At 56.1% G+C, this 21,263-nt stretch carries 19 protein-coding genes; 12 read left to right on the top strand and 7 right to left on the bottom strand.

Translation table 11 applies throughout. The annotated features are described in order from the left end of the window. The first annotated feature begins 23 nt into the window (after positions 1-23). The 6 genes from mreC to tldD all read left to right on the top strand — a co-directional run bounded on the left by mreC (position 24) and on the right by tldD (position 8,960). Complete coding sequence (gene mreC, locus ACWKXT_RS20680) at positions 24-1,040, top strand: rod shape-determining protein MreC (RefSeq protein WP_032650442.1); 1,017 nt, start codon at positions 24-26, stop codon at positions 1,038-1,040. After that, positions 1,040-1,528, top strand: a complete 489-nt coding sequence (gene mreD / locus ACWKXT_RS20675) for a rod shape-determining protein MreD (RefSeq protein WP_014071997.1) — start codon at positions 1,040-1,042, stop codon at positions 1,526-1,528. The genes mreC and mreD overlap by 1 nt, the downstream gene beginning before the upstream one ends. 9 nt (positions 1,529-1,537) lie before the next feature. Beyond that, the gene (locus ACWKXT_RS20670) at positions 1,538-2,131 is read left to right on the top strand and encodes a Maf family protein (protein ID WP_454533316.1); all 594 of its coding nucleotides are present in this window, start codon (positions 1,538-1,540) and stop codon (positions 2,129-2,131) included. Then, on the top strand, positions 2,121-3,590 hold the full coding sequence (gene rng / locus ACWKXT_RS20665; RefSeq protein WP_008502847.1) for a ribonuclease G: 1,470 nt from the start codon (positions 2,121-2,123) through the stop codon (positions 3,588-3,590). Before ACWKXT_RS20670 ends, rng begins: the two co-directional genes overlap by 11 nt. A 42-nt stretch (positions 3,591-3,632) precedes the next feature. Next, positions 3,633-7,430: an AsmA2 domain-containing protein YhdP gene (gene yhdP, locus ACWKXT_RS20660; RefSeq protein ID WP_454529619.1), complete on the top strand. Its 3,798-nt coding sequence runs from the start codon at positions 3,633-3,635 to the stop codon at positions 7,428-7,430. 84 nt (positions 7,431-7,514) lie between these two features. Next, positions 7,515-8,960: a metalloprotease TldD gene (gene tldD / locus ACWKXT_RS20655; RefSeq protein WP_454533315.1), complete on the top strand. Its 1,446-nt coding sequence runs from the start codon at positions 7,515-7,517 to the stop codon at positions 8,958-8,960. Positions 8,961-9,069: 109 nt separating this feature from the next. On the opposite strand, the gene aaeR is transcribed toward tldD, so the two are convergent. Beyond that, a complete protein-coding gene (aaeR, locus tag ACWKXT_RS20650; RefSeq protein ID WP_454529617.1) occupies positions 9,070-9,996 on the bottom strand; it encodes an HTH-type transcriptional activator AaeR in 927 nt (308 codons plus the stop codon). 179 nt (positions 9,997-10,175) lie between these two features. On the opposite strand from aaeR, the gene aaeX reads away from it, so the two are divergent. From aaeX to ACWKXT_RS20625, 5 genes are all read left to right on the top strand, one after another. Further along, on the top strand, positions 10,176-10,379 hold the full coding sequence (gene aaeX / locus ACWKXT_RS20645) for a p-hydroxybenzoic acid efflux pump operon protein AaeX (protein ID WP_003860416.1): 204 nt from the start codon (positions 10,176-10,178) through the stop codon (positions 10,377-10,379). Positions 10,380-10,386: 7 nt separating this feature from the next. Then, a complete protein-coding gene (aaeA, locus tag ACWKXT_RS20640; protein ID WP_059312144.1) occupies positions 10,387-11,319 on the top strand; it encodes a p-hydroxybenzoic acid efflux pump subunit AaeA in 933 nt (310 codons plus the stop codon). Positions 11,320-11,324: 5 nt separating this feature from the next. Further along, positions 11,325-13,292, top strand: coding sequence for a p-hydroxybenzoic acid efflux pump subunit AaeB (aaeB, locus tag ACWKXT_RS20635; RefSeq protein ID WP_454533314.1), 1,968 nt, complete (start codon positions 11,325-11,327; stop codon positions 13,290-13,292). A gap of 89 nt (positions 13,293-13,381) precedes the next feature. Continuing rightward, the gene (locus tag ACWKXT_RS20630) at positions 13,382-14,836 is read left to right on the top strand and encodes an NAD-dependent succinate-semialdehyde dehydrogenase (RefSeq protein ID WP_454533313.1); all 1,455 of its coding nucleotides are present in this window, start codon (positions 13,382-13,384) and stop codon (positions 14,834-14,836) included. 45 nt (positions 14,837-14,881) lie between these two features. Then, entirely contained in the window at positions 14,882-15,154 is a 273-nt protein-coding gene (locus tag ACWKXT_RS20625) for a barstar family protein (RefSeq protein WP_028014596.1), read from the top strand. Positions 15,155-15,221: 67 nt separating this feature from the next. Here the strand turns inward: ACWKXT_RS20625 and yhcN (ACWKXT_RS20620) are convergent, their stop codons facing one another. The 3 genes from yhcN (ACWKXT_RS20620) to argR form a co-directional block, all read right to left on the bottom strand. Continuing rightward, positions 15,222-15,488: a peroxide/acid stress response protein YhcN gene (gene yhcN / locus ACWKXT_RS20620; protein ID WP_454529614.1), complete on the bottom strand. Its 267-nt coding sequence runs from the start codon at positions 15,486-15,488 to the stop codon at positions 15,222-15,224. A gap of 110 nt (positions 15,489-15,598) precedes the next feature. Further along, positions 15,599-15,862: a peroxide/acid stress response protein YhcN gene (yhcN, locus tag ACWKXT_RS20615; RefSeq protein ID WP_454533312.1), complete on the bottom strand. Its 264-nt coding sequence runs from the start codon at positions 15,860-15,862 to the stop codon at positions 15,599-15,601. 375 nt (positions 15,863-16,237) lie between these two features. Next, the gene (gene argR / locus ACWKXT_RS20610) at positions 16,238-16,708 is read right to left on the bottom strand and encodes a transcriptional regulator ArgR (RefSeq protein WP_008502836.1); all 471 of its coding nucleotides are present in this window, start codon (positions 16,706-16,708) and stop codon (positions 16,238-16,240) included. 397 nt (positions 16,709-17,105) lie between these two features. Between argR and mdh the strand changes: the two genes are divergently transcribed. Further along, on the top strand, positions 17,106-18,044 hold the full coding sequence (gene mdh / locus ACWKXT_RS20605; RefSeq protein WP_454529613.1) for a malate dehydrogenase: 939 nt from the start codon (positions 17,106-17,108) through the stop codon (positions 18,042-18,044). A gap of 62 nt (positions 18,045-18,106) precedes the next feature. On the opposite strand, the gene degS is transcribed toward mdh, so the two are convergent. From degS to zapG, 3 genes are all read right to left on the bottom strand, one after another. Next, complete coding sequence (degS, locus tag ACWKXT_RS20600) at positions 18,107-19,174, bottom strand: outer membrane-stress sensor serine endopeptidase DegS (protein WP_028014593.1); 1,068 nt, start codon at positions 19,172-19,174, stop codon at positions 18,107-18,109. Between the two features lie 92 nt (positions 19,175-19,266). Further along, positions 19,267-20,634 carry a serine endoprotease DegQ gene (gene degQ, locus ACWKXT_RS20595; protein ID WP_454533311.1) on the bottom strand — a complete coding sequence of 456 codons (1,368 nt, stop codon included), beginning with the start codon at positions 20,632-20,634 and terminating at the stop codon, positions 19,267-19,269. 170 nt (positions 20,635-20,804) lie between these two features. Beyond that, the gene (zapG, locus tag ACWKXT_RS20590) at positions 20,805-21,203 is read right to left on the bottom strand and encodes a Z-ring associated protein ZapG (protein WP_010436126.1); all 399 of its coding nucleotides are present in this window, start codon (positions 21,201-21,203) and stop codon (positions 20,805-20,807) included. Between the last annotated feature and the right edge of the window lie 60 nt (positions 21,204-21,263).

Below are 21,263 nucleotides of genomic sequence, written 5' to 3'. Positions count from 1 at the left end.
TGACACGAGAATACGCATAGCCTATGAAGCCAATTTTTAGCCGTGGCCCATCGCTACAGTTTCGCCTCATTCTGGCGGTTCTGGTTGCGCTCGGGGTCATTATTGCCGATAGCCGCCTCGGTACGTTCAGCCAGATTCGAACGTACATGGATACCGCCGTCAGTCCTTTCTACTTTATATCCAATGGTCCCCGTGAACTGCTCGACTCCGTTTCACAAACGCTGTCTTCGCGAGACCAGCTCGAACTCGAAAACCGGGCATTACGCCAGGAACTGCTGCTGAAAAACAGCGAACTGCTGATGTTGGGGCAATATAAGCAGGAAAACGCGCGTCTGCGTGAACTGCTCGGCTCGCCGCTGCGTCAGGATGAGCAGAAGATGGTTACGCAGGTGATCTCCACCGTGAACGACCCTTACAGCGATCAGGTTGTGATCGACAAAGGCAGCGTGAACGGGGTATATGAAGGTCAGCCAGTTATCAGCGATAAAGGCGTAGTAGGCCAGGTTGTTGCGGTAGCCAAACTGACCAGCCGCGTGCTGCTGATTTGCGATGCCACTCACGCGCTGCCGATTCAGGTTCTGCGTAACGACATCCGCGTGATTGCGGCCGGTAATGGCTGCACGGACGATCTGCAGCTGGAACATCTGCCTGCCAACACGGACATCCGTGTCGGTGACGTGCTGGTGACGTCCGGTCTGGGGGGACGCTTCCCGGAAGGTTATCCGGTCGCCGTGGTCTCTTCCGTGAAGCTGGATACTCAGCGTGCCTATACCGTGATTCAGGCGCGTCCAACCGCTGGTTTACAGCGTCTGCGCTATCTGCTGCTGCTCTGGGGCGCCGATCGTAACGGTGCAAACCCGATGACGCCTGAAGAGGTGCATCGCGTGGCGAATGAACGCCTGATGCAGATGATGCCGCAGGTTCTTCCGCCAGCTGACTCCATGGGGCCGCCTGCGCCAGTGCCCGCGCCGGCAACAGGATTAACGCAGCCGCTGCCTGATGCGCCGCCACCGCCTAAACTCTCTTCGGGAGGGCAGTAGTGGCAAGCTATCGTAGCCAGGGACGCTGGGTCATCTGGCTCTCGTTCCTCATTGCACTGTTGCTGCAGATTATGCCCTGGCCGGATGACATTCTCGTTTTCCGGCCAAACTGGGTCTTGCTCATTTTGCTCTACTGGATCCTTGCTCTGCCGCACCGCGTAAATGTCGGCACGGGATTTGTGATGGGTGCCATACTGGATCTCATTAGCGGTTCTACGCTTGGCGTACGCGCGTTATCCATGAGCATTATCGCGTATCTCGTCGCACTGAAATTCCAGCTCTTCCGTAACCTTGCGCTCTGGCAACAGGCGCTGGTGGTGATGTTGCTGTCGCTCGCTGCGGATATCGTTGTTTTCTGGGCAGAGTTTTTAGTGATCAACGTCTCTTTCCGACCGGAAGTGTTCTGGAGTAGTGTAGTAAACGGTGTGCTCTGGCCATGGTTATTCCTGCTGATGCGTAAGGTTCGCCAGCAGTTTGCTGTGCAATAAAAGGTTTCTATGACGTCTTTGTATCTCGCTTCCGGCTCCCCGCGCCGTCAGGAGCTCCTGACGCAGTTAGGGGTCTCTTTTGAACGCATCGTGACCGGCATTGAAGAAAAACGTGCTGAGGGCGAAAGTGCTCAGCAGTACGTGTCTCGTCTGGCGCGCGAGAAAGCGCAAGCTGGCGTCGCCAGCGTGCCACGCGATCTCCCCGTGCTGGGGGCAGATACCATCGTTATTCTTAACGGTGAAGTGCTTGAGAAACCGCGCGACGCCGAACATGCGGCGCGCATGCTGCGCAAAATGTCCGGGCAAACGCATCAGGTCATGACCGCCGTCGCGCTGGCTGACAGCCAAAACGTGCTGGATTGCCTGGTGGTTACGGACGTGATGTTCAGAGTGCTAACCGACGACGAGATCGCCGCTTATATTGCCAGCGGTGAACCGATGGATAAAGCAGGTGCATACGGTATTCAAGGGTTGGGTGGCTGTTTTGTCAGGAAGATTAATGGCAGCTATCACGCCGTAGTCGGCTTACCGCTGGTGGAAACGTATGAGTTGCTGAGCAATTTTAACTCACTGCGTGAGGGAAGGGATAATTATGACGGCTGAATTGTTGGTAAACGTAACGCCATCGGAAACCCGTGTGGCCTATATTGATGGTGGCATTCTTCAGGAAATTCATATTGAGCGTGAAGCGCGGCGCGGAATAGTAGGCAATATCTACAAAGGTCGTGTCAGTCGTGTACTGCCGGGTATGCAGGCGGCTTTTGTAGATATTGGACTGGATAAGGCGGCATTTTTACATGCCTCCGATATCATGCCGCACACCGAGTGCGTCGCGGGTGAAGAGCAAAAACAGTTTGCCGTGCGCGACATTTCCGAGCTGGTGCGTCAGGGCCAGGACTTAATGGTGCAGGTGGTGAAAGATCCTCTTGGCACCAAAGGTGCCCGTCTGACCACCGACATTACCTTACCTTCCCGCTATCTGGTCTTTATGCCCGGCGCGTCGCACGTGGGCGTTTCGCAGCGTATTGAGAGCGAAAGCGAGCGCGAGCGTCTGAAGAAAGTGGTCAGCGCTTACTGTGATGAACAGGGCGGGTTTATTATCCGTACCGCCGCGGAAGGGATCAGCGAAGAAGACCTGGCGTCGGATGCGGCTTACCTGAAGCGCGTCTGGACCAAGGTGATGGAGCGTAAAAAACGCAACCAGACCCGCTACCAGCTCTACGGTGAACTGGCGCTTGCGCAGCGCGTTCTGCGTGACTTTGCCGATGCGCAGCTCGACCGCATTCGCGTGGATTCGCGCCTGACCTATGAAGCGCTGCTGGAGTTCACCGCCGAGTACATCCCGGAAATGCCTGGCCTGCTGGAGCATTACACGGGGCGTCAGCCGATCTTCGATCTCTATGATGTCGAAAACGAAATCCAGCGCGCGCTGGAGCGTAAGGTTGAGCTGAAGTCCGGCGGGTATCTGATCATCGATCAGACCGAAGCGATGACCACCGTTGATATCAACACCGGCGCGTTTGTCGGCCATCGCAATCTTGATGACACTATCTTCAACACCAACATCGAAGCCACGCAGGCGATTGCGCGCCAGCTTCGTCTGCGCAATCTCGGCGGCATTATCATCATCGACTTCATTGATATGAGCAATGAAGACCATCGCCGCCGCGTGCTGCACTCGCTGGAGCAGGCGCTAAGCAAAGATCGCGTGAAAACCAGCATCAACGGTTTCTCACAGCTGGGCCTGGTGGAAATGACGCGCAAGCGTACCCGTGAAAGCGTTGAGCATGTGCTGTGTAATGAATGCCCAACCTGCCATGGACGCGGAACGGTAAAGACGGTTGAGACCGTCTGCTACGAAATTATGCGTGAAATCGTGCGTGTCCATCATGCCTACGACTCCGATCGTTTTCTGGTCTATGCTTCCCCTGCGGTGGCTGAAGCGCTGAAAGGCGAAGAATCACACGCGCTGGCGGAAGTGGAAATCTTTGTCGGCAAACAGGTAAAAGTACAAATCGAACCGCTCTATAACCAGGAGCAGTTCGACGTCGTGATGATGTAAGACGCAGTACGCTGCGTGACGAAAGCTGACAAGGAGAGATGCGTGAGGCGATTGCCGGGGATTTTATTGCTTGCAGGGGCAACGCTGGTCGTGATTGTCGCGTTGCTCGTGAGCGGGCTACGCCTCGTTTTGCCGCATCTGGACAGCTGGCGTCCGCAGCTGTTGGCGAAAATCGAATCCACCACCGGCGTACCGGTGGACGTAAGCCAGGTTAGCGCCAGCTGGCAGAATTTTGGCCCGACGCTGGATGTCCGTGACATCAACGCCAGCCTGAAAGATGGCGGTCATCTCAAAATCAAACGCGTAACCCTAGCGCTGGACGTCTGGCAAAGCCTGCTGCATCTGCGCTGGCAGTTTCGCGATCTCACCTTTTATCAACTTCAGTTTCTGACCAATACGCCGCTGACGGGCGGTGAGAACAATCAGGGCCTGGAAGCCAACCGCTTTAGCGATCTCTTCCTCCGTCAGTTCGATCATTTCGATCTGCGCGACAGCGAAGTGAGCTTTATTACCCTTTCCGGTCAGCGCGCTGAACTGGCGATCCCACAGCTGACCTGGCTTAACGGCAAAGATCGACACCGCGCCGAGGGGCAGGTCAATCTTTCCAGCCTGAACGGCCAGCACGGCGTCATGCAGGTGCGCATGGATCTGCGGGACGATGACGGCCTGTTAAACAACGGTAAAGTCTGGCTGCAGGCCGACGATGTGGATGTGAAACCCTGGCTCGGCGACTGGCTGCAGCAAAACATGCAGCTGGAAACCGCCCGTTTCAGCCTTGAAGGCTGGATGACCCTGACGAAAGGGAAATTTGCCAGCGGTGATATCTGGCTGAAGCAGGGGGGCGCAAGCTGGAAGGGTGAAAAACAGCAGCATCAGCTTTCCGTCGATAACCTCACCGCGCACGTGACGCAGGAGAAAGAGGGCTGGCAGTTCGCCATTCCGGATACGCGCATCACAATGGACGGCAAGCCGTGGCCGCGCGGTGCGCTGACGCTGGCCTGGATGCCGGAACAGGACGTGGGCGGCGCAGCCAGTAAACGCAGCGACGAACTGCGCATTCGCGCCAGTAACCTGGATCTGGCTGCCATTGAAGGCCTGCGCTCCATGGCGGCAAAGCTCTCTCCTGACCTGGGCGAGATCTGGCTGGCTACGCAGCCGAGCGGAAAGATTGATTCTCTGGCGCTGGATATCCCGCTGCAGGCGACGGAAAAAACGCGTTTCCTGGCAACATGGAAAGATCTTGCCTGGAAGCAGTGGAAGATGCTGCCGGGCGCGGAGCATTTTAGCGGCAAGCTGGAAGGCAGCGTGGAGAACGGCAGGCTGACGGTCGATATGCACGACGCTAAAATGCCTTACGAGACGGTCTTCCGCGCACCGCTGGAAATTGAACAGGGCAGCGCGGTGCTTAACTGGCTCCGTAACGATAAGGGCTTCCAGCTTGATGGTCGCCATATCGACGTCAAAGCCAAAGCGGTCCACGCGCGGGGGGACTTCCGCTATCTGCAACCGCAGGGGGATGAGCCATGGCTGGGCATTCTGGCCGGGATCAGTACCGATGACGGCTCGCAGGCCTGGCGCTATTTCCCGGAAAACCTGATGGGGAAAGCGCTGGTCGACTATCTGAGCGGCGCGATTCAGGGCGGTCAGGCGGATAATGCCACGCTGGTCTATGGCGGTAATCCGCATCTTTTCCCGTACAAACATAATGAAGGTCAGTTCCAGGTGCTGGTGCCGCTGCACGACGCCACGTTCGCCTTCCAGCCGGGCTGGCCCGCGCTGAAAAACCTGGATATCGAGCTTAACTTCCTCAATGACGGGTTGTGGATGAAGGCAGACAACGTTGCGCTGGGCGGCGTGACGGCCAGCAACCTGACGGCCAACATCCCGGATTACTCCAAAGAGAAGCTGCTGATTGATGCTGATATCAACGGCCCGGGCAACGCGGTGGGGCCGTACTTTGAGGATACGCCGCTGAAAGAGTCGCTGGCAGCAACGCTTCAGCAGCTCCAGCTAGATGGCGATGTGAATGCTCGCTTACATCTTGATATCCCGCTGGACGGTGAAATGACCACCGCCAGAGGTGATGTCCGTCTGAAGAACAACAGCCTGTACATTAAACCGCTTGATAGCACCCTGAAAAACCTCAGCGGACAGTTCAGCTTTGAGAACGGTAACCTGAAGAGCGAGCCGCTGACCGCCAGCTGGTTTAATCAGCCCGTAAACATCGATTTCTCGACAACTGAGGGGCAAAAGGCTTATCAGGTGGCCGTTAATCTGGATGGCAACTGGCAGCCAGCGCGCATGGACGTCCTGCCGAAGCCGATCGCGACCTCAGTGGACGGCGCGGTCGCCTGGCAGGGGAAAGTGGCAATAGACCTGCCGTACCACGCGGGTGCGCAGTATAAGGTCGACATTACGGGCGACCTGAAGAACCTTCAAAGCCAGCTGCCTGCGCCGCTGGATAAACAGGCCGGGCAGGCACTGCCGGTGAAGCTGAACGTCGATGGCAACCTCAATAGCTTCGCGCTGACCGGAAGCGCGGGCGGGACAAACCACTTCAACAGCCGCTGGCTGCTTAACCGCAAGCTCACCCTCGACAAAGCCATCTGGACGACGGACAGCAAAACCACGCCGCCGTTGCCTGAGCATGCGGGCGTTGAGCTGAATCTCCCGCCGATGGACGGTGCAGAGTGGCTGGCGCTGTTCCAGAAAGGCGTTGGGCAAAACGTAGACGAAGCCGCTCAGTTCCCGCAGACCATTACCGTACGCACGCCGTCGCTGATGCTGGGCGGGCAGCAGTGGAACAACCTGAGCATTGTCTCTCAGCCAACCGCTAACGGCTCAAAAGTGGAGGCCCAGGGCAGGGAGATCAACGGCACGCTGACCATGCGCAATAACGCGCCGTGGCAGGCTGCGATCCGCTATCTCTACTACAACCCGGCCGCCGCGAATAAAGATAAACCGACGAATGCCTCGCCGCTGAGTAATACTTCCCGCGTCGACTTTAGCGGCTGGCCCGATCTCCAGCTGCGCTGCGCGGAGTGCTGGCTGTGGGGGCAAAAGTACGGCCGTATCGACGGTGATTTTGCCATCAAAGGCAATACGCTTACGCTCTCCGGCGGATTGATCGACACTGGCTTTGGCCGCATGACGGCGGGCGGGGAATGGGTGAATAACCCGGGCGAGCAGCGAACGTCCCTTAAGGGTGACATTAAAGGCAACAAACTGGATGCGGCAGCCAACTTCTTTGGTATCAGCACGCCGCTGCGTGGCTCCTCGTTTAACGTTAATTACGATCTTCACTGGCGTGCCGCGCCGTGGACGCCGGACGAAGCGTCACTGAACGGCATTCTGAAAACCCACTTTGGCAAAGGTGAAATCGCCGACGTAAGCACGGGGCGCGCCGGGCAGATCCTGCGCCTGTTGAGTTTTGATGCGCTGCTGCGCAAGCTGCGCTTCGATTTCAGCGACACCTTCAGCGAAGGTTTCTACTACGATTCCATCCGCAGTACGGCGTGGATCAAGGATGGGGTTATGCATACGGATGACACGCTGGTGGACGGCCTGGAAGCGGACATCGCCATGAAGGGCTCGGTCGACCTCGTGCGTCGCGAGCTGGATATGGAAGCCGTGGTGGCGCCGGAAATTTCCGCGAGCGTGGGCGTGGCGGCGGCCTTTGTGGTGAACCCGATTGTCGGTGCGGCGGTATTTGCCGCCAGTAAAGTACTTGGGCCGCTGTGGAGTAAGGTCTCCATTCTGCGCTACCGCATTACCGGTCCGGTGGATAAACCGCAGATTAACGAGGTGCTGCGCCAGCCGCGCAAAGATGCACAGCAATGATTTGACGTGGGCAGGTAATTGCCTCACTCTCAATAAATACGATCTTTATACCGCCACGGGCGGCAACGAACGAGTAGCAATACGATGAGTCTGAACCTGGTAAGTGAACATTTGCTCGCAGCGAACGGCCTGAGCCATCAGGACCTGTTCTCCATTCTTGGTCAACTGACCGAACGCCGTCTCGACTACGGCGATCTCTATTTCCAGTCGAGCTATCACGAATCCTGGGTTTTAGAAGACAGCATCATTAAAGATGGCTCATATAACATTGATCAGGGCGTTGGCGTGCGTGCCATCAGCGGCGAAAAAACCGGTTTTGCCTATGCAGACCAGATTAGCCTTGCCGCGCTTGAGCAGAGCGCGCAGGCCGCGCGTACCATTGTGCGTGATACGGGCGACGGCCGCGTAAAAACCCTGGGCGAAGTGCAGCATTCGGCGCTCTATACCAGCATCGACCCGCTGCAGAGCATGAGCCGCGAAGAGAAGCTGGACATTCTGCGCCGCGTGGACAAAGTGGCGCGCGCCGCCGACAAACGCGTGCAGGAGGTTTCCGCCAGCCTGAGCGGTGTGTACGAACTGATTCTGGTGGCGGCAACGGACGGCACTCTTGCTGCCGACGTCCGCCCGCTGGTACGACTTTCCATCAGCGTCCAGGTTGACGACAACGGCAAACGCGAGCGCGGCTCAAGCGGCGGCGGCGGTCGTTTCGGCTATGACTGGTTCCTGGGCGACGTTGACGGCGAAGCCCGCGCCGACGCGTGGGCAAAAGAAGCCGTGCGCATGGCGCTGGTGAATTTGAATGCCGTCGCGGCCCCGGCCGGGACATTCCCGGTGGTGCTGGGCGCAGGCTGGCCGGGCGTGCTGCTGCACGAGGCGGTGGGCCATGGTCTGGAGGGTGATTTCAACCGCCGCGGTACGTCCGTATTCAGCGGTCAGATGGGCCAGCTCGTCTCCTCTGAGCTGTGCACCGTAGTAGATGATGGCACCATGCTTGACCGCCGCGGTTCGATTTCTATCGACGATGAAGGTACGCCAGGCCAGTACAACGTGCTGATTGAAAACGGCGTGCTGAAAGGCTACATGCAGGACAAACTCAACGCGCGGCTGATGGGCGTTGCGCCAACGGGCAATGGTCGTCGCGAATCCTACGCGCACCTGCCAATGCCGCGCATGACCAATACCTATATGCTGCCGGGCAAATCCACGCCGCAGGAGATTATCGAATCCGTGGATTACGGTATCTTCGCGCCAAACTTTGGTGGCGGCCAGGTGGATATTACCTCCGGTAAATTTGTCTTCTCTACCTCAGAAGCGTACCTGATTGAGAAGGGCAAAGTGACCAAAGCGGTGAAGGGCGCAACTCTGATTGGCTCCGGCATTGAGGCCATGCAGCAGATTTCCATGGTCGGTAACGATCTGAAGCTGGATAACGGCGTGGGCGTCTGCGGTAAAGAGGGCCAGAGCCTGCCGGTTGGCGTGGGTCAGCCAACGCTGAAGGTGGATAACCTGACGGTGGGCGGCACGGCGTAATTTTTTCCCCCCTCACCCTAACCCTCTCCCCAACGGGGAGAGGGGACTGCCCCGTGCGGTCTTTTCTCCCTCGCCCCTTTGGGGAGAGGGCCGGGGTGAGGGGAAAGGCCTACTCTTTCCTTCTCCCCCGCATCCCCTGAAACAGCTCCGCCACTTCCACAAAATAGTCCGTCAGATAGTTAATACAGACCTGCACCTTCAGCGGCAGCTTGTCCTTTTCGGTATACAGGGCGTAGACCGGACGCGGATCGGACTGGTAGCGCGGGAAGAGGATCTCCAGCACGCCGCTGTTGATCTCATTGATCACCCACATCAGCGGCACGTAGGCGATCCCTGCGCCGGCCACCAGCCAGCGGGAGATGGTCATCGGATCGTTGGTGACGAACCGGCCTTCAGGCAGCAGTCGGGTAGAAATGCCTTCCGGGGCAATCAGTTCAAATTCATTATCGGGGCGGACGCTGTACTCCAGCCAGGAGTGGTTGGCGAGATCGGCAGGTTTCTCCGGCACACCGTATTGCGCCAGATAGCTCTTCGAGGCGCAGACCACCATCGGCATGCTGCCCAGCCGACGCGAGAACAGGCTGGAGTCCTGCAACGCGCCGACGCGGATCACCACGTCCAGCCCGTCGGCGATGAGATCCGGCGCAGGTATCCCCGTCACCAGATTCACCGTTAAGCCCGGATACTCCTTCAGCATTTCCGCCGTCATGGCGGCGAGAACATTTTGTGCCATAGTTGAAGAACACCCTATGCGCAGCGTGCCGATAGGCGTGTTGTTGAACGCATAAAGCTGTTCATGGACATCCTGCACTTCATGCAGCATGCGGCGACAACCCTGATAGTAAATTTTACCCGCTTCTGTGAGGCCAATGCTGCGGGTGCTACGGTTGAGCAGCTTAACCTGCAGTTCATCTTCCAGCTTAGATACCGTCTGGCTGATGGAAGAGACGCTCATCTGAAGCTGGCGCGCAGCGGCGGTAAATGAGCCGAGTTCAACCACTTTGGCAAAGACGGACATGCGTTTTAAACGTTCCATTGTTCACTCTGGCTTAAAAGTGATTTAGATCACATATGATAGATAACAGCATAACAGTTACGTTAATATATTATTAATTACATAACGGCTGCGCCATTCTCGCCCGGCGTTTCTTGCTCTCCCGCGATGGCGTGCGCTTAAAAATTCTGAAGCCTGCACTCTCTCTTATCAAGGTCAACATGAGTCTGTTTCCCGTTATCGTGGTGTTCGGTTTGTCGTTCCCACCGATATTTTTCGAGCTTCTTTTATCACTGGCGATCTTCTGGCTGGTGCGCAAGGTGCTGGTCCCGACCGGGATCTACGATTTCGTCTGGCATCCTGCATTGTTCAATACCGCGCTGTATTGCTGCCTGTTTTACCTGATATCGCGCATGTTTGTCTGAGGTTGATGTGAAAACGCTAACAAGAAAAATCTCCCGCACTGCCATCACGATGGCGCTGGTTATCCTCGCCTTCATCGCTATTTTCCGCGCCTGGGTTTATTACACCGAATCACCGTGGACGCGTGATGCACGCTTCAGCGCTGATGTAGTGGCAATAGCCCCTGACGTGGCCGGTCTTATCACGGCGGTTAACGTTCACGATAACCAGCTGGTGAAGAAAGATCAGGTCCTGTTCACCATCGACCAGCCTCGCTACCAGAAAGCGCTGGAAGAAGCGGAAGCCGACGTGGCCTATTACCAGGCGCTGGCCGCGGAGAAACGCCGCGAGGCGGGGCGTCGTAACCAGCTGGGCGTTCAGGCTATGTCTCGCGAAGAGATTGACCAGTCCAACAACGTGCTGCAAACCGTACTTCACCAGCTGGCGAAAGCCCAGGCGACGCGCGATCTGGCAAAGCTCGATCTGGAGCGTACCGTGATCCGCGCGCCGTCCGATGGCTGGGTGACCAATCTGAACGTCTATGCCGGGGAGTTTATCACTCGTGGCTCAACCGCCGTGGCGCTGGTTAAACAGAATTCCTTCTATGTGCTCGCCTATATGGAAGAGACCAAGCTGGAGGGCGTTCGTCCTGGGTATCGCGCAGAAATCACGCCGCTTGGCAGCAACCGCGTCTTTAAAGGCACCGTCGATAGCGTCGCTGCAGGAGTGACCAACTCCAGCAGCTCTAACGATGCAAAAGGGATGGCGACGGTGGATTCCAACCTTGAGTGGGTGCGTCTGGCCCAGCGCGTGCCGGTACGTATTCATCTGGATGAGCAGCAGGGCAACCTGTGGCCAGCGGGCACCACGGCGACGGTGGTGATCACCGGTGAAAAAGACCGGGATGCCAGCCAGGACTCTATCTTCCGTAAAATTGCCCACCGCCTGCGCGAGTTTGGTTAATCGCCATGGGTATCTTTACCATCGCCAGCCAGCACATTCGCTTCGCCGTTAAGCTGGCATGCGCCATTGTGCTGGCGCTGTTCGTCGGCTTTCACTTCCAGCTGGAAACGCCTCGCTGGGCGGTGCTCACCGCGGCGATTGTCGCGGCGGGTCCTGCCTTCGCCGCGGGTGGAGAACCCTATTCCGGCGCGATCCGCTATCGCGGGATGCTGCGTATCATCGGGACCTTTATCGGCTGTTTTGCGGCGCTGACCATTATTATTCTGATGATCCGCACGCCGCTCCTGATGCTAATGGTCTGCTGTATCTGGGCGGGCTTCTGCACCTGGATTTCATCTCTGGTGAAAGTTGAGAACTCCTACGCCTGGGGGCTGGCGGGCTATACCGCGCTGATTATTGTCATCACCATCCAAAGCGAACCGCTGCTCGCGCCGCAGTTTGCGGTGGAGCGATGCAGCGAGATTGTGATTGGTATTGTCTGCGCGATCGTGGCTGACCTGCTTTTCTCCCCGCGTTCGATCAAGCAAGAGGTGGATCGCGAGCTGGACGCGCTGATAGTTGCCCAATACCAGCTGATGCAGCTCTGCATTAAACATGGCGACAGCGAAGAGGTGGACAAAGCCTGGAGCGGGCTGGTTCGTCGTACGCAGGCGCTGGAAGGAATGCGCAGCAACCTCAATATGGAGTCATCGCGCTGGGCCAGGGCGAATCGTCGTCTTAAGGCTCTGAATACCGTCTCCTTAACGCTGATTACCCAGGCATGCGAAACCTATCTTATCCAGAACACCCGCCCGGAGGCGGTCACCGACACGTTCCGCGAACTGTTTGCCGAGCCGGTAGAGACCGTGCAGGACGTGCATAAGCAGCTTAAGCGCATGCGTAGGGTGATTGCCTGGACCGGGGAGCGCGACACGCCGGTAACCATCTACACCTGGGTCGGCGCCGCGACGCGTTATCTGCTGCTTAAGCGCGGCGTGATCGGTAACACCAAAATCAGCGCGGCGGAAGAAGAGGTACTGCAGGGAGAAGTGGTGATCAAGGCGGAATCTGCCGAGCGTCATCACGCGATGGTCAACTTCTGGCGTACCACGCTTGCCTGCATGCTCGGTACACTGTTCTGGCTGTGGACGGGCTGGACGTCCGGCAGCGGCGCGATGGTGATGATTGCCGTCGTGACCGCGCTGGCGATGCGTCTGCCTAACCCGCGCATGGTCGCCATTGATTTCCTCTACGGCACCATTGCCGCACTGCCGATAGGCGCGCTCTATTTCCTGGTCATCATCCCGTCGACGCAACAGAGCATGCTGCTGCTCTGTATTAGCCTTGCGGTGATGGCGTTCTTTATCGGCATAGAAGTGCAAAAACGGCGCCTGGGATCGCTGGGGGCGCTGGCGAGTACGATTAACATCATCGTGCTGGATAACCCGATGACCTTCCACTTCAGCCAGTTCCTCGACAGCGCGCTGGGTCAGCTGGTGGGCTGCTTCCTGGCCATGATGGTGATTCTGCTGGTACGGGATAACTCGCAGGCAAGAACGGGCCGCGTGCTGCTGAACCAGTTTGTATCGGCTGCCGTATCGTCCATGACCACCAATACCGCGCGTCGTAAAGAGAACCACTTGCCCGCGCTCTATCAGCAGCTGTTTTTACTGCTGAACAAATTCCCGGGCGATATCGCGAAGTTCCGCCTGGCGTTAACCATGATTATTGCGCATCAGCGTCTGCGTAACGCGCCGGTACCGATTAACGACGATCTGTCGGCCTTCCACCGCCAGCTGCGTCGCACCGCCGACCATGTGCTTTCCGCCAGCAGTGACGACAAACGCCGTCGTTACTTTACTCAACTGCTTGAAGAGCTCGATATCTATCAGGAAAAGCTCAAGCACTGGGAGGCACCGCCTCAGGTGACCGAGCCGGTAGGGCGGCTGGTGTTTATGCTGCATCGCTACCAGAATGCCCTCACGGATAACTGACCGACGTAAAAAAACCGACGCCAAAAGCGTCGGTTTTTTTGTGGCTATACTTATTCCAGCACGTACTTACATTCAGGAAGGGAGAACACATGACGACTCAGGCGCTTCAGGACAACACCCTTTTTCAGACCGGTTATCTGGTTGACGGCATCTGGAAAACGCTGGACACAACGTTTGATGTGCTGAACCCCGCGACCGGTGAGGTCATCGCTAAAGTTGCGAAAGCGGGTAAAGCGCAAACCGAAGAAGCGATCGCAGCGGCCACCAAAGCCTTCCCGGCATGGCGTGCCAAAACCGCAAAAGAACGCTCGGCGATCCTTTACCGCTGGTACGAACTGATTATTGAGAATAAAAGCTGGCTCGGACGGTTGATGACCACCGAGCAGGGCAAGCCCCTGAAAGAGGCGGAAGGGGAAGTCGAGTACGCCGCCAGCTTTATCCAGTGGTTTGCCGAAGAGGCCAAACGCGCGAACGGTGAAATTATTCCGCCGATCAAGCCCGGCTCGCGCATTCTGGCGACCCGTGAACCCATCGGCGTCGTGGCGGCCATCACGCCGTGGAACTTCCCGATGGCGATGCTTACCCGTAAGTTAGGTCCGGCGCTGGCAGCCGGGTGCACCGGGGTGATCAAACCGGCCAATAACACGCCGCTCAGCGCCTTTGCGCTGCTGGCCCTGGCAAAACAGGCGGGCGTGCCGGATGGCGTGCTCAACGCGGTGGCCGGAAATACCCATGAAATCAGCGATGCGATCATGGCCAGTCACGACGTGCGTAAAATCTCCTTTACCGGTTCGACCTCCGTCGGCAAAACGCTGGTGCGTAACGCCGCAGAAACCATGAAAAAAGTTTCGATGGAGCTGGGAGGGAATGCCCCGTATATCGTCTTTGAGGATGCGGACATCGAGGCTGCGGTAAAAGGCGCGATCGCCAATAAATTCCGCAATGCCGGGCAGGTCTGTGTCAGCGTGAACCGCTTCTACATTCAGGAAACCGTCTACGACAAGTTTGTGAATAAACTCGCTGATGCGGTTAATGCCCTTAAGGTGGGGAACGGCCTTGAGGATGGCGTCGTCGTCGGGCCGCTGATTGAATCCGCTGCGGTCGACAAGGTCCGTGAGCATGTTGAAGATGCGGTCACACGAGGAGCGACCGTGCTGGCGGGCGGTAAACCTCATCCGCTGGGCGGTAATTTCTGGATGCCAACCGTGCTGGGCGACTGCCACGAAGGCATGAAGCTGGCAGAAGAAGAGACGTTTGGCCCGGTTGCGGCGTGTTTCCGCTTCACCTCGGAAGATGAAGTCATCCAGCGCGCGAATAACACCCCTTATGGGCTGGCGGCTTATTTCTACACCCAGAACCTTTCCCGAGTTTTCCGCGTTTCACAGGCCATCGAGAGCGGGATGATCGGTATTAACGAGTGCGCCGTTTCCACCGAGCTGGGGCCTTTCGGCGGCGTAAAAGAGTCCGGTCTTGGACGTGAGGGATCCGTGCTGGGGCTGGAAGAGTATCTGGAAGTTAAAACCCTGCATATCGGGGGATTATAATAGACAGGGCGGCAGATGCCGCCCGCCTGGACTGGGTGGCTGGCAATGAAAACCTATACCTTTGATTTTGACGAGATCGACAGTCAGGAAGACTTCTATCGGGAATTTATCCGGGCGTTTGATCTTGAACGGGAAAGCGTGACGAATCTGGATACGCTGTGGGACGTGGTCACCGGCAGCATGCTGCCGCTACCGCTGGAGATTGAGTTTATCCATCTGCCCGATAAGTTGCGCAGACGTTTCGGTGCGCTGATATTACTCTTCGATGAAGCGGAAGAAGAGCTGGAAGGACAGCTGCGTTTCAATGCGCGCCACTGATTAAGCATAAAAAAAGCCCCTGACCAGCAGGCCAGGGGCAAGTCGTATGATGAGATACGACGAGGGTTTATTTATACAGTTCAGCCGTGGCATGCCAGTGGTCACCCTGATTCAGTTCGGTGACGCGATAGCTGCTGGCGCCTGCCTTCTCAGCTTTGGCGGCCAGTTCCTGACGAATGTCCATCGGGGAGCCGGTGACAGACGTGACGGAGATGCTGCCCATACGCTGCAGATTTTGTGCCTGGTCGGCGTTCACTTGCTGTACGGCTGCGCTCGCGCCGAAAGAGAGAACAGATGCCAGACCAAGGGTTGCGATGATCAATTTGGTTTTCATAGTCTTTACTCCTGAACAGGTTTTTTGCTCAACGGCGAGAAGGGTTGAACTGCTATTTTTATACCTGGTGCCGTTGAGTGGAGATGTAGGTCTTCAGTAATTACTTAAACTTATTTGTACAGCTCAGCGGTAGCGTGCCAGTGGTCACCGGAACGTGCTTCGATGATGCGATAGGATGACGCACCTTTTTCTTCCGCTTTTTTGTTCAGCATCTCATGCATGTCCATTGGAGACGTGCCAACAGCGCCGACGGAAACCGTACCGATTGCCTCACGGGATTGCGCCTGGTCAGCATTAATAGCGTCAGCCGCGAAAGTACCGAAGGACAGGACAGACAGGACGCTCAGCGCCGCTACAGTAGTTTTGATTTTCATGATTCTTACCTCGTCGAATTTTTTAGTGGGGTCTTGTTTCGTGACCCTCATCACAAAATCAAGTATACACTAATAACGGCAAAAATTAATACCAGACTAATGGTTTCCTTTGTTATTACGTGTTAACCACGCTTTTTTTTATAACCAAATTGCATAACATTGGCTGTAATTTGTTCACATATGAGTGTTATCTCTAAGAAAATCATATGGATATGCTATTTTGATTTTTTGTGCGATTTTTTGATGTGGCATTCACTGCGTGAATGTTAATGGGCGGTAAAAAGCACTATTTGTTAAAGCCAGACTCAGTGGAATAGAGGGGGAAACGCAGCGGAAGCAGAACGATCCCCGCAGCGGAACCGCGGGGAGAGGGGATTACAGTTCCTGTTCGAACAGAACCAGAATCGCTTCGTGGAGATCTTTCACGGAGAAGCCGCTGGCCGGCGTGGTAAAGATGGTGTCATCACCGGCGATGGTACCGAGGATACCCTCCGTTTTACCCAACGAGTCCAGCATGCGCGCAATCAGCTGCGCGGCACCCGGGCTTGTGTGGATGACCACAACGGCGTCGTTGTAGTCGATATCGAGAACCAGATTCTTGAGCGGGCTGGAGGTGGTCGGCACGCCAAGTTCAGCCGGCAGGCAATAGACCATCTCCATCTTGGCGTTGCGGGTACGCACTGCGCCAAACTTGGTTAACATGCGGGAGACTTTCGACTGATTGATGTTATCGAAGCCTTGTTCCTGCAGCGCCTGAACAATTTCTCCCTGAGAACTGAATTTCTCTTCTTTAAGTAGCGCCTTAAAGGCTTTTACTAATTCTTCTTGCTTAGACGAGCTTCGCATAAGTCACCCGGAAAAGGACGATAGAAACAACATTATTATGCATGTGGATGAATTTTTATGCAAATTATCTACTCAGCGCCAGGCTGAAATAATGTTATGAAAGGGAGTGATTTTATCAGATTTCGTTATCAGAAAACATGCCTGGGTCACGCGATGCAAATAAGCTTAAAAGTAAATTAAATGTTATCAAAATGATGTTGTTTTGGTGGCGTGGCAGGGTGTATTGTAACCACCTCTTAATTCGTTGCCATCTGTCATCAGATAGCTTTCTGGTGAGAGATAAAGTCGTGTGACCTCAAATTCTTTAGCTTCGAAAATTGTAATTAAAGACATGCTGATTTAAGGTCGCGGCAACGGATTTACAGATACTTAAGTTAACCATAATAAGGAGTTTAGGATGAAAGTCGCAGTCCTCGGCGCTGCTGGTGGTATCGGCCAGGCGCTTGCCCTACTACTGAAAACCCAACTGCCTTCAGGCTCAGAACTCTCCCTGTACGATATTGCTCCGGTAACCCCTGGTGTGGCGGTTGACCTGAGCCACATCCCGACCGCTGTAAAAATCAAAGGCTTCTCCGGTGAAGATGCGCGTCCTGCGCTGCAGGGCGCTGATGTGGTGCTGATTTCTGCGGGCGTGGCGCGTAAGCCAGGCATGGATCGTTCAGACCTGTTCAACGTCAATGCGGGTATCGTGAAAAACCTGGTGCAGCAGATCGCTGAAACCTGCCCGAAAGCATGCATCGGTATCATCACTAACCCGGTGAACACCACCGTTGCTATCGCGGCAGAAGTGCTGAAGAAAGCGGGTGTTTACGACAAAAACAAACTGTTCGGCGTGACCACGCTGGATATCATCCGTTCCAATACTTTCGTTGCTGAGCTGAAAGGCAAACAGCCAACTGAAGTTGAAGTGCCGGTTATCGGCGGCCACTCTGGTGTGACCATTCTGCCTCTGCTGTCGCAGATCCCAGGCGTGAGCTTCACCGAGCAGGAAGTGGCTGACCTGACCAAACGTATCCAGAACGCGGGCACCGAAGTGGTGGAAGCGAAGGCGGGTGGCGGTTCTGCAACCCTGTCTATGGGCCAGGCGGCAGCGCGTTTCGGTCTGTCACTGGTTCGCGCTCTGCAGGGCGAGAAAGGCGTTGTTGAATGCGCTTACGTTGAAGGCGATGGTGAACATGCTCGTTTCTTCTCTCAGCCGCTGCTGCTGGGCAAAAACGGTATCGAAGAGCGTAAATCCATTGGTACGCTGAGTGCGTTTGAACAAAACGCGATGGAAGGCATGCTGGATACGCTGAAGAAAGATATCACCCTGGGCGAAGAGTTCGTTAACAAGTAAAACGAAGCGTCTCCCGGCGAAAAAAACCGAAGCGCTTACTGGCTTCGGTTTTTTTATGGCTGTTAATTTGTTGCCGGATATTCCTGAATCGTCACATGCAGCGTCATTTTCTTATCGTTGCGCATGATCTCAACAGGGATGATAGAGCCAGGGCGAATTTCGGCCACCTGGTCCATCGTCTCCAGCGCAGAGACTGCTGGCGTGCCGTTGACCGACACAATGACATCATTGACCTGAATCCCCGCGTTAGCCGCCGGACCGCCCGGTGCCACCTCGTTGACCACGATACCCTGAATCTGATCGATACCGCCGCCCTGAGTATGCATTGGTGCAATTTCGCGCCCGCCGATACCGATATAACCGCGGATCACGCGTCCGTCGCGGATCAGCTTATCCATAATCTTGGTCGCCAGCTGGAACGGAATAGCAAAACCGATCCCTTCCGGCGTCTCGCCGTCGTTACTTTTATCGAACGAGAGGGTGTTAATGCCCATCAGCTCGCCCAGCGAGTTGACCAGCGCGCCGCCGGAGTTACCGTGGTTAATTGACGCATCGGTCTGCAGGAAGTTCTGCCGCCCTGACGGGTTGAGGCCAATGCGGCCGGTTGCGCTGATGATCCCCTGGGTAATCGTCTGGCCGAGGTTATAAGGGTTACCGATTGCCAGGACGACATCGCCAATGTGAGGCGTGCGTTTACGGTTGATCGGGATGACCGGCAAGCCGCCCGTGGCGTTAATCTTCAGGACGGCCAGGTCGGTGAGGCTGTCTGAACCCACAAGCAGCGCCTCAAACACGCGGCCATCCTGCAGGGCGACGATGATCTGGTCCGCATCGTTGATCACGTGCTTATTCGTAATAATGTAGCCGCGCTCGTCCATAATCACCCCGGAGCCAAGGGTGCGGATCTCCAGCTGGTTATGCGCTGAGCTATTGAGGCCGCGGTTATACACGTTAACCACGGCAGGGGCGGCACGGCGAACGGCCTGGTTATAGGTCGCTGGCGTTTCATCCGTGCTGTCGAACTGGGGAGCCGACAGCTTATTGAACTGACGTAAAGACGGCATCGCCAGCAGCAGCAGGCCAGCGACAATCAAACCAATGACAATGGAACGTAAGAGCTTTAAAAGCATGATGCGCGTGTCGTGATAAAAGGAACGATTTGCAGCATAGCATGAGTTATCCGGACATCACACGCAGCGGTGATGTCCGGGATCGCAAATGCTTAGCGCAACAGAATGTAGATGGACTCATTGCCACGCATGACCTGCAGGGCAATAACCGCCGGTTTACTCTCCAGCACCTTGCGCAGTTCGGCAATGGACTGCACGCGATTGCGGTTCACGCCAATGATCACATCTTCCTGATGCAATCCGGCCTGCGCGGCAGGGCTGCTCTTTTCGACGGTGTCGATGCGAATGCCTTTCGTACCGTCTTTCAGCTGTCCGTCGCTCAGCGCTGCCCCCTGCAGCGCAGGGGCGATAAGCTCCGCACTGGCAGAGGACGAGGTGCTCTTGTCCAGCGTCACTTCGACGTTCAGCGGCTTACCGTCACGGATCAGTCCCAGCTTCACTTTCGCCCCCGGTTCGGTGGTGGCGATACGCGAACGCAGTTCAGCAAAGCTGCTCAACGGCTTGTCGTTGAGGCTGACGATCACATCGCCCGATTTGATGCCAGCTTTTGCCGAGCCGGAATTTGGCAGTACTTCACTGACAAATGCACCGCGCTGCACGTTGATATTGAACGCTTTCGCGATATCCGCGCTCATCTCCATGCCTTTAATACCCAGCAGCCCGCGTTTGACTTCGCCGAACTGGATAAGTTGCTGCGCCAGCGTTTTGGCCATATTGCTCGGGATAGCAAAGCCGATCCCAATGCTGCCGCCACCCGGGGCCAGAATCGCCGTGTTAATCCCAATCAGCTCGCCGTTAAGGTTGAGTAGCGCTCCGCCAGAGTTCCCGCGGTTGATTGAGGCATCGGTCTGGATGAAGTTTTCCAGCCCTTCCAGATTCAGGCCGCTACGCCCCAGCGCAGAGATAATGCCGGAGGTGGCGGTTTGACCTAAGCCAAAAGGGTTGCCCACGGCAACGGCAAAATCACCGACGCGCAGTTTGTCGGAATCCGCAATGGCAATCTGAGTCAGATTGTTCGGGTTCTGCACCTGCAACAGTGCGATGTCGCTCTGGTCATCGCCGCCAATCAGTTTGGCGTCAAATTCGCGGCCATCGTTCAGCTGGACGCTGATTTTATCGGCCTGACTAATGACATGATTGTTGGTCAGAATATAGCCTTTGGCCGCATCAATGATGACGCCAGAACCGAGGCCTTCAAAAGGCTGAGCCTGCTGGTCGGGAGACTCATCGCCAAAATATTTTTTCAGTTCTTCCGGTACGCGCTGGCTTTGCACTGCCGTGCCTTCTACCTGAACGCTGACGACCGCAGGCAACACTTTTTCCAGCATTGGCGCGAGGCTTGGAATGGCTGCTTGTCCCGGCACCTGCGAAGGCAGCGCCGCACTGGCAGGGAAGGATGCCGAGAGAGATAACCCGACACTTAACGCTAAAGCGCTCAACAGCTGGTTTTTTTTCTTCATTGATGCTGACTCTCGTATCCTGGAATGAAAGAAGAACCGCCCACAATCATGATGATGTTATTGAATTTTATACCGCTGAACAATGAGGTGTGTGACTAAATAATAGCTGGGGACGGGAAGAAAGGACGGGCGCAAGAGATGCGCCCGTAAAATATATTCATGTTGTGCGATTAATCGCGTTTTGCGCCACCGCGCAGCAGGCCGGACGCGCCGTCAGAGTAGTCGCGTGGCATCTGGACCGGAGCCTGATCGTTACCGGCCTCTGAGTCTGCCAGACGGTTACGGAACGGGTTAGTTTCCGCGGTCATTTCCGGCAGGAGGCTGCTGGAGCTTTTCGCCATATGCTGATACAGCTGACGGTAGTCGGTCGCCATGTTGTCCAGCAGCTCGGCGCTACGGGCAAAGTGGCTGACCAGCTCTTCGCGATACTCTTCCAGTTCAGCTTTATTCTTTTCCAGTTCGTACTGCAGTGACTGCTGCTGACGCAATTTGCGGTTACCGAAACGCATGGCCACAGCACCGATCACGATGCCGACGACTAAACCGATTAGCGCATATTCCCAGGTCATGAACTTCTCCCGTTGTCTTGTTGTTCCGTAGGGTGTTGGCTCGGCTCCTGCCTGTGCCTG

The sequence above is a fragment of the Enterobacter sp. UPMP701 genome (genome assembly GCF_053709515.1).
Note: the sequence above shows the minus strand (reverse complement) of the source record. Positions and strands in the feature narration are given on the sequence as shown.

Excerpts from the sequence above, each read along its gene's own strand:
- ACWKXT_RS20630 (WP_454533313.1), top strand. The coding sequence starts at position 13,382 with ATGACGACTCAGGCGCTTCAGGACAACACCCTTTTTCAGACCGGTTAT.
- yhcN (WP_454529614.1), bottom strand. The coding sequence starts at position 15,488 with ATGAAAACCAAATTGATCATCGCAACCCTTGGTCTGGCATCTGTTCTC.
- mdh (WP_454529613.1), top strand. The coding sequence starts at position 17,106 with ATGAAAGTCGCAGTCCTCGGCGCTGCTGGTGGTATCGGCCAGGCGCTT.
- ACWKXT_RS20670 (WP_454533316.1), top strand. The coding sequence starts at position 1,538 with ATGACGTCTTTGTATCTCGCTTCCGGCTCCCCGCGCCGTCAGGAGCTC.
- aaeB (WP_454533314.1), top strand. The coding sequence starts at position 11,325 with ATGGGTATCTTTACCATCGCCAGCCAGCACATTCGCTTCGCCGTTAAG.
- zapG (WP_010436126.1), bottom strand. The coding sequence starts at position 21,203 with ATGACCTGGGAATATGCGCTAATCGGTTTAGTCGTCGGCATCGTGATC.
- ACWKXT_RS20625 (WP_028014596.1), top strand. The coding sequence starts at position 14,882 with ATGAAAACCTATACCTTTGATTTTGACGAGATCGACAGTCAGGAAGAC.
- yhcN (WP_454533312.1), bottom strand. The coding sequence starts at position 15,862 with ATGAAAATCAAAACTACTGTAGCGGCGCTGAGCGTCCTGTCTGTCCTG.
- tldD (WP_454533315.1), top strand. The coding sequence starts at position 7,515 with ATGAGTCTGAACCTGGTAAGTGAACATTTGCTCGCAGCGAACGGCCTG.
- mreC (WP_032650442.1), top strand. The coding sequence starts at position 24 with ATGAAGCCAATTTTTAGCCGTGGCCCATCGCTACAGTTTCGCCTCATT.
- aaeX (WP_003860416.1), top strand. The coding sequence starts at position 10,176 with ATGAGTCTGTTTCCCGTTATCGTGGTGTTCGGTTTGTCGTTCCCACCG.
- argR (WP_008502836.1), bottom strand. The coding sequence starts at position 16,708 with ATGCGAAGCTCGTCTAAGCAAGAAGAATTAGTAAAAGCCTTTAAGGCG.
- aaeR (WP_454529617.1), bottom strand. The coding sequence starts at position 9,996 with ATGGAACGTTTAAAACGCATGTCCGTCTTTGCCAAAGTGGTTGAACTC.
- degQ (WP_454533311.1), bottom strand. The coding sequence starts at position 20,634 with ATGAAGAAAAAAAACCAGCTGTTGAGCGCTTTAGCGTTAAGTGTCGGG.
- rng (WP_008502847.1), top strand. The coding sequence starts at position 2,121 with ATGACGGCTGAATTGTTGGTAAACGTAACGCCATCGGAAACCCGTGTG.
- degS (WP_028014593.1), bottom strand. The coding sequence starts at position 19,174 with ATGCTTTTAAAGCTCTTACGTTCCATTGTCATTGGTTTGATTGTCGCT.